At 39.5% G+C, this 6,480-nt stretch carries 6 protein-coding genes; all 6 read left to right on the top strand.

Annotated features, from left to right (window positions below; translation table 11 throughout):
- The coding region (gene uvrA / locus LFLEISCH_RS08765; protein WP_007475551.1) for an excinuclease ABC subunit UvrA at window positions 1–1,977 on the top strand (1,977 nt) is incomplete at its 5' end.
- A gap of 182 nt (window positions 1,978–2,159) precedes the next feature.
- Window positions 2,160–3,407, top strand: coding sequence for a DUF4097 family beta strand repeat-containing protein (locus LFLEISCH_RS08760; protein ID WP_007475549.1), 1,248 nt, complete (start codon window positions 2,160–2,162; stop codon window positions 3,405–3,407).
- Window positions 3,408–3,470: 63 nt separating this feature from the next.
- Window positions 3,471–4,694 carry a PspC domain-containing protein gene (locus LFLEISCH_RS08755; protein ID WP_007475547.1) on the top strand — a complete coding sequence of 408 codons (1,224 nt, stop codon included), beginning with the start codon at window positions 3,471–3,473 and terminating at the stop codon, window positions 4,692–4,694.
- 85 nt (window positions 4,695–4,779) lie between these two features.
- Window positions 4,780–4,977: a PspC domain-containing protein gene (locus LFLEISCH_RS08750; protein ID WP_007475544.1), complete on the top strand. Its 198-nt coding sequence runs from the start codon at window positions 4,780–4,782 to the stop codon at window positions 4,975–4,977.
- 9 nt (window positions 4,978–4,986) lie between these two features.
- Entirely contained in the window at window positions 4,987–5,343 is a 357-nt protein-coding gene (locus LFLEISCH_RS08745; protein ID WP_007475542.1) for a phage holin family protein, read from the top strand.
- Window positions 5,344–5,499: 156 nt separating this feature from the next.
- Window positions 5,500–6,435 (top strand): HPr(Ser) kinase/phosphatase, encoded by a 936-nt coding sequence (gene hprK / locus LFLEISCH_RS08740; protein WP_007475541.1) that lies wholly within the window; start codon window positions 5,500–5,502, stop codon window positions 6,433–6,435.
- Window positions 6,436–6,480: the final 45 nt, after the last annotated feature.

The raw sequence follows: 6,480 nt of genomic DNA, 5'->3' as shown, positions 1-6,480 counted from the left end.
TTAAAAGACGGAGCCATTGTACCTTGGCGCCCTATCAGTTCGCAGTACTACCCACAAATGCTCGAATCTGCSTGTGAGGMATGTGAGGAATTTGGGATTGATATGACAAAACCATTTGAAAAACTATCCAAAGAAGAGCAAGATATTATTTTAAATGGATCCGGAGAACAAGAATTTTTCTTTAAATATCAAAATGATTTTGGAATGACGCGAGAAACATGGATGCGTTTTGAAGGCATTTTACCAAATGTAGAAAGACGTTACCGCGAGACAAATTCGGACTTTACGCGGGAACAAATGGCACAATACATGACAGATCTCCCGTGCCCGACTTGCCATGGATACCGTCTAAAAGAAGAAGCGCGAGCAGTGAAGATTGCCGATAAGCATTTAGGCGAAATTAGTAATTATTCGGTCACGGAAGGATTAGCGTTTTTTGAAGCCCTCTCTCTTTCCGAAAAAGAAAGCCAAATTGCGGCGCCCATTTTAAAAGAGGTACGAAGTCGCTTAGGGTTTTTAAATAACGTAGGCCTCAATTATTTAACCCTTAGTCGTGCTGCCGGAACACTTTCAGGCGGTGAGGCACAGCGAATTCGATTAGCTACACAAATTGGCTCGCGTTTAACCGGTGTGCTTTATATTTTAGATGAGCCATCCATCGGTTTACATCAGCGTGATAATGACCGCTTAGTTGAGACGCTACAAAATATGCGGGATATCGGAAATACACTCATTGTCGTTGAACACGATGAAGATACCATGATGGCGGCAGATTATTTAATTGATATCGGGCCAGGTGCAGGAGAACATGGAGGCCAAATTGTGGCAGCCGGAACACCAAAAGAAGTGGCACAAGATAAAAATTCTATAACCGGTCAATACCTTTCTGGGAAAAAATTCATTCCAGTACCAACTTCACGCCGAGACGGAAATGGTAACAAACTCGAAATTATTGGGGCTAAAGCGAATAATTTAAAAAATGTCAATGCAGAAATCCCACTCGGTACTTTCACATGTGTGACAGGCGTTTCAGGTTCTGGAAAAAGCTCCCTAGTGAATGAAGTACTTCGAAAAGCGTTATCACGCAAATTAAATCGCGCTAGTGCAAAACCAGGCGCGCATAAAGAAATTAAAGGCACGGAGCATTTAGAAAAAATTATTGATATCGATCAATCGCCTATCGGGAGGACGCCACGGTCTAATCCGGCAACGTATACAGGAGCATTTGATGACATTCGTGACTTATTCGCTTCCACCAATGAAGCGAAAGTTCGTGGTTATAAAAAAGGACGATTTAGCTTTAATGTAAAAGGTGGACGTTGTGAGGCATGTAAAGGCGACGGAATTATTAAAATTGAAATGCACTTTTTACCAGATGTGTATGTTCCGTGTGAGGTTTGCGGCGGGAAACGTTATAACGGCGAAACCTTAGATATTCGCTACAAAGGAAAAAATATTGCGGAAGTTTTAGAAATGACGGTCGAAGAAGGGCTCGATTTCTTTAAAAATCAACCTAAAATTGCGCGCAAGTTACAAACCATTGTCGATGTCGGCCTAGGTTACATTCGTCTTGGACAGCCGGCCACTACTTTATCTGGTGGTGAAGCACAGCGGGTTAAACTCGCCTCTGAGCTCCATAAACGCAGTAACGGTAAATCATTTTATATTTTAGATGAGCCGACAACTGGTTTACATGCGGATGATATTAGTCGCCTTCTTAAAGTGTTGCAACGTTTAGTTGATGATAATGGCGACACCGTTTTAGTCATCGAACATAATTTAGATGTCATTAAACAAGCGGACTATTTAATCGATCTTGGGCCAGAGGGTGGCGACGGTGGCGGTCAAATTATCGCGACAGGTACCCCTGAAAAAGTCGCCCGTTCGAAAAAATCGTATACTGGCAAATATTTAAAGCCTATTCTTGAGCGGGATAAAAAACGGACTAAAGAACGAATTGAAAATGCAGAAAAATAAAGCTTGAAAGCCTAATGGGGAGACCGTTTTCCCACTAGGCTTTTTCTTTTCCCCAAAAGTCTAAAGAAAGAATCGTTCTTAGGTTGTATGACAGATGATGAGTAATCCTTCATAATGAATATATAGTTAATGACTTATGAATTTAAATTACTTAAATATAATTTTTATTAGGAGGAACTGGAATGGAAAACGAACGTAAACGCATTTTAGAACTCGTGAAACAAGGTGTTCTCTCAACGGAAGAAGCACTAACGCTACTTGAAAATATTTCTAAAAAAGAAGGCAAATCTGTAGCCTCTGAAAATATCCGTCAAGCAGAAAGAAAAACTTTTTACGAGGAAGAATTTACTGACGAAGAAGAACAAGGCTATGATTATTCACAAGGGTGGAATACAGCTGGCAATCCTTACCGCGGAGGCGAAGCGAAAAAACCTCGCAAAGAACGTCCAGAGCAAAAAGCAAAAGATGAAGAAAAGGCACGGATAGAAAAGGAAAAACGTGAAGAAACCATGAAAAATGTGATGAATGACTTATCGCAAGCTGGTGAAAAAATTGGTTCATTTTTAAGCAGTGCTTTCAACCAAGTGAAAGATATGCCGTTTCCGTTTTTAACATCCACTAAAATTGAACGTGAATTTGTATATCATGACACGACGCTTTCTATTTTAGAGTTTGAAGTGGCAAATGGTAATATTGAATTTAAACCTTCAGATAACGATGACATCCGCGTTCACGCTATGATTAAATTGTTTAAGGAATATCCTGAAGAGGAAGCAATGAAAATCTTCTTTGACCGTACAACGCTTCGTGTGGACGAAGAAACACTTCGTTTTGAATCAAAATCAAAACAAATTGTTACCAACTTAACCGTCTATTTACCACGTCGTGAGTATGACTATGTTTCAGTGAAAATTTTAAATGGGAACTTCCATATTGATGAGTTAGCTGGTCGTGACTTATTCGCCAAAACAACAAATGGGAACATTAGCGTTGGCACAATCCAAGCTACCCTTACAGAAATTGAATCCATCAACGGCAATGTCCGCATACAAAACGGTAACGTAAGAGATGTATCACTTAAAACCTTTAACGGTAATGTTTCGGCAAAAGGTAGTTTTTACTCTACCAATTTAATGACGAAAAACGGAAATGTCAATTATCACTTGCAAAATGACGAAGCTGCCTTCTTAAAAGCTAAAACCGGTGCCGGAAATCTTGAAATTACCGTACCAAGAGAATTAGGCTTAGATGGACGTCTTCATACCAACTTAGGCAAACTGTTTTTAGATATAAAAGATGCAAAAGTACTTGATTCTAAATCTGAATCAGTTAACAAAACGATGATTTTTACCAAACATGCTGAACAAGACGCGTTAAAAATAGAAGCAGAAGCCACTACAGGTAATGTTAAAATTCGTGAATTTAAATAAAAAAGAGTCTTCGCCAGTTTGGCGAAGACTTCTAGAAGAAAATTTTGAAAGGAAGCGCATAGTATGGACAAAAAACTAAGGAGATCTCGTGTTGATCGTAAAATCGGCGGTGTTTTTGGTGGAATTTCCGAATACACTGGAGTAGATGCAACGATTCTTCGTTTGATTTTTATTGTTGTTGCCATTTTTACGATGAAAACGGGTATCGCAATTATTGCTTATATCATTGCCCTGTTTGTGATTCCTTCTGAAAACATGACGAATGAAGAAGTGCTTGACCATCACCGCAAACGTGTTGATGAAAAAAGACGTCGTATGGAAGCGCGTAGAAATCGGCAATATGATCGTATCGATCGCCATCAAGAAGCGCATACGAAGCACAAAATGCAACACGAAAGAGCAAGAGCACAACATGCAGAACGTAATCATCCGGGGAAAACTAGACCAAGACCATCTCGCGAGTTTAGTTTCGACGCAACAACGTTTAGAGGGCTAAAGGTCCAAGTTGCAACAGGTGATGTTACGCTTCGAGTTTGGGAAAAAGAAGACTTAAAAGTACGTGTTGGTTTAGCGGTTCACGAAAAAGCGCGTTCTATACGTCAATTAAGCGAAGACAAATTGTGGGATTACTTTTTCAGTCAAACCATGCTTGAAATTACGCCAGAGCAATTTATATTTGAATCTAAAAATGATGTTTTAAAAACAGATATTGTGTTAACAGTGCCAAAACGACTTTATGAACAAATGAAAATACAGTTACTTAACGGTAACTTGAAATTTGATGATGTAGCTGCTGAGGATACACTTTTAAAAGTGCATCATGGTGATGTGAGATCGACTGGTGCAAGTGGAAAATTCTTAAGCACGGAAGTTCTTGATGGCGAAATTTTCTTTAGACGAGTAAACGTTGAAAATATCGACTTATCCACACAAAAAGGTGATGTAGCAGTTTCTGGTAACTTACTCACAACGGTTGCAAAAACAGCTAAAGGCGATGTAGACTATATCGTTTATAATGATACGGCTACTGCTGCTGATTTAAAAGCACCAAACGGAGATATTCGCATCCAGATTCCCGCATCGTGGAATGTGGATGGGACATTAGGAACTAGACGTGAAAAAATTTACTTCGATTTGAAAAATGCAAAGGTTTGGGATAATTCAAATCAAACGTTTGTCTTTACCCAAAATGCGGAAGAAATAAGTACAGGAACAATCCAAGCAAGTGTGAACACGGGTATTATTAAAGTTACGGAACTTGAGGAGACACAAGAAGAAGTAAAATAAATGATTTTGAACCGGAGAGGGCTAATTATGCAAGAAATGGCCTATTAGCCCCTACATGAATTTCAAAGATTCGGAGGGATGAAACATGAAAAAATTAAGAAAATCGAATGACCAAAAAATGTTAGCTGGTGTTTGTGGAGGCTTTGCAGAATATTTTGGTATTGAAGTCACTTGGATTCGCCTGATTTGGGCAGTAGCTACATGTTTTGTTGGAACTGGGTTGTTACTTTACATCATTGCTGCTATTGTTATGCCAAAAGCCCCAAGTACTGAGTGGGAGTGATGAAGTTATATGCGTTTTCTGATAGGTGTTTTAATTAATGCAGTGTTATTTGTAGCGTTGTCCGGGTTCTTTTCAAGCTTTCATGTAGATGGCTTTATGACAGCGATACTTGCAAGTTTTATTTTAGCGATTTTAAATATGCTTGTGCGGCCAATCTTATTATTACTTACATTACCAATTAATATTTTAACGTTAGGCTTGTTTACGTTTGTCGTCAATGCGTTAATGCTTGAACTAACCACATACTTCATGGGTTATTCCTTTAGCATCGACGGATTCGGCACAGCTCTCATTTTAGCAGCGATTATGGCGTTCGCTAATATGATTATTAATTCGGTTCTTTTTGACAACAAAAGTCGCAGATAGAAAAGTTATGAGCATTAGCTCGTAACTTTTTTGTCGTAAATTGGGATTTTACGGCGAGATAACATACATTTAAATCTAATTCATTCTCACGTTAGCGCTATTCGAAAGTAAGGATACATGGTAAAATAAAAGAAAAACCGTAGTGGAGGGACTTACATGACAAAAAGCGTGACGGTAAAAGAGTTAGTAGAACGATTAAACCTGCAACTGATTTGCGGTGATGAAGGTTTAGAACGTCCTATCTCAACCAGTGATTTATCAAGACCCGGTCTTGAATTAACCGGTTTCTTTTCTTATTATCCTGAGGACCGCGTCCAACTATTTGGAATGACGGAAATTTCGTTTTCAGAAGGCATGGAACCAGGAGAGCGCTTAAAACGTTACAAACAGATGTGCACAAAACGAACACCAGCCTTTGTTGTTTCGCGAAACCTAGAAACACCAAAAGAACTTATACAGGCGGCCAGTGAAGCTGGTATTCCGGTGCTCCGCTCAAGACTTAAGACGACACGCCTTTCTGTTTATATCACTAACTTTTTGGAAAGTAAATTGGCGCCAGTTATTTCGATGCACGGGGTGCTAGTTGATATTTATGGCCTAGGCGTTTTAATTACCGGAAGCAGTGGAGTTGGAAAAAGTGAAACAGCGCTTGAACTCGTGAAACGTGGTCACCGCCTAGTAGCAGATGACAATGTCGAAATCCGCCAAGAAGATGAGTTATCCTTAATCGGCTCATCACCGGCTATTATTGAACATTTACTTGAAATTCGAGGCCTCGGTATTATTAATGTCATGACACTTTTCGGAGCAGGAGCCGTTCGTTCGAGCAAAAAAATCACGCTCGTTGTGCACCTTGAAAATTGGGATCCAACAAAACATTACGACCGAGTAGGACTTGATGAGGAAAAAACGCGAATTTTTGATATGGATGTGCCTAAAATTACAGTGCCAGTTCGTCCGGGCCGAAATTTATCCGTTATCATTGAAGTAGCGGCAATGAATTTCCGCCTGAAAAATATGGGATACAATGCAGCGGAACGCTTTACGAGTGACTTAAACAACTTGATTAGCCATAATAGCATGAATGATTAAAAATGGAGGGAGCTTGGCAATTTAGTCAAGCTTCTTTCTTTTTTT

It is taken from the genome of Listeria fleischmannii subsp. fleischmannii LU2006-1 (assembly GCF_000344175.1).
Classification (GTDB): Bacteria; Bacillota; Bacilli; order Lactobacillales; family Listeriaceae; genus Listeria; species Listeria fleischmannii.
Note: the sequence above shows the minus strand (reverse complement) of the source record. Positions and strands in the feature narration are given on the sequence as shown.

Excerpts from the sequence above, each read along its gene's own strand:
- LFLEISCH_RS08760 (WP_007475549.1), top strand. The coding sequence starts at position 2,160 with ATGGAAAACGAACGTAAACGCATTTTAGAACTCGTGAAACAAGGTGTT.
- LFLEISCH_RS08755 (WP_007475547.1), top strand. The coding sequence starts at position 3,471 with ATGGACAAAAAACTAAGGAGATCTCGTGTTGATCGTAAAATCGGCGGT.
- LFLEISCH_RS08750 (WP_007475544.1), top strand. The coding sequence starts at position 4,780 with ATGAAAAAATTAAGAAAATCGAATGACCAAAAAATGTTAGCTGGTGTT.
- LFLEISCH_RS08745 (WP_007475542.1), top strand. The coding sequence starts at position 4,987 with ATGCGTTTTCTGATAGGTGTTTTAATTAATGCAGTGTTATTTGTAGCG.
- hprK (WP_007475541.1), top strand. The coding sequence starts at position 5,500 with ATGACAAAAAGCGTGACGGTAAAAGAGTTAGTAGAACGATTAAACCTG.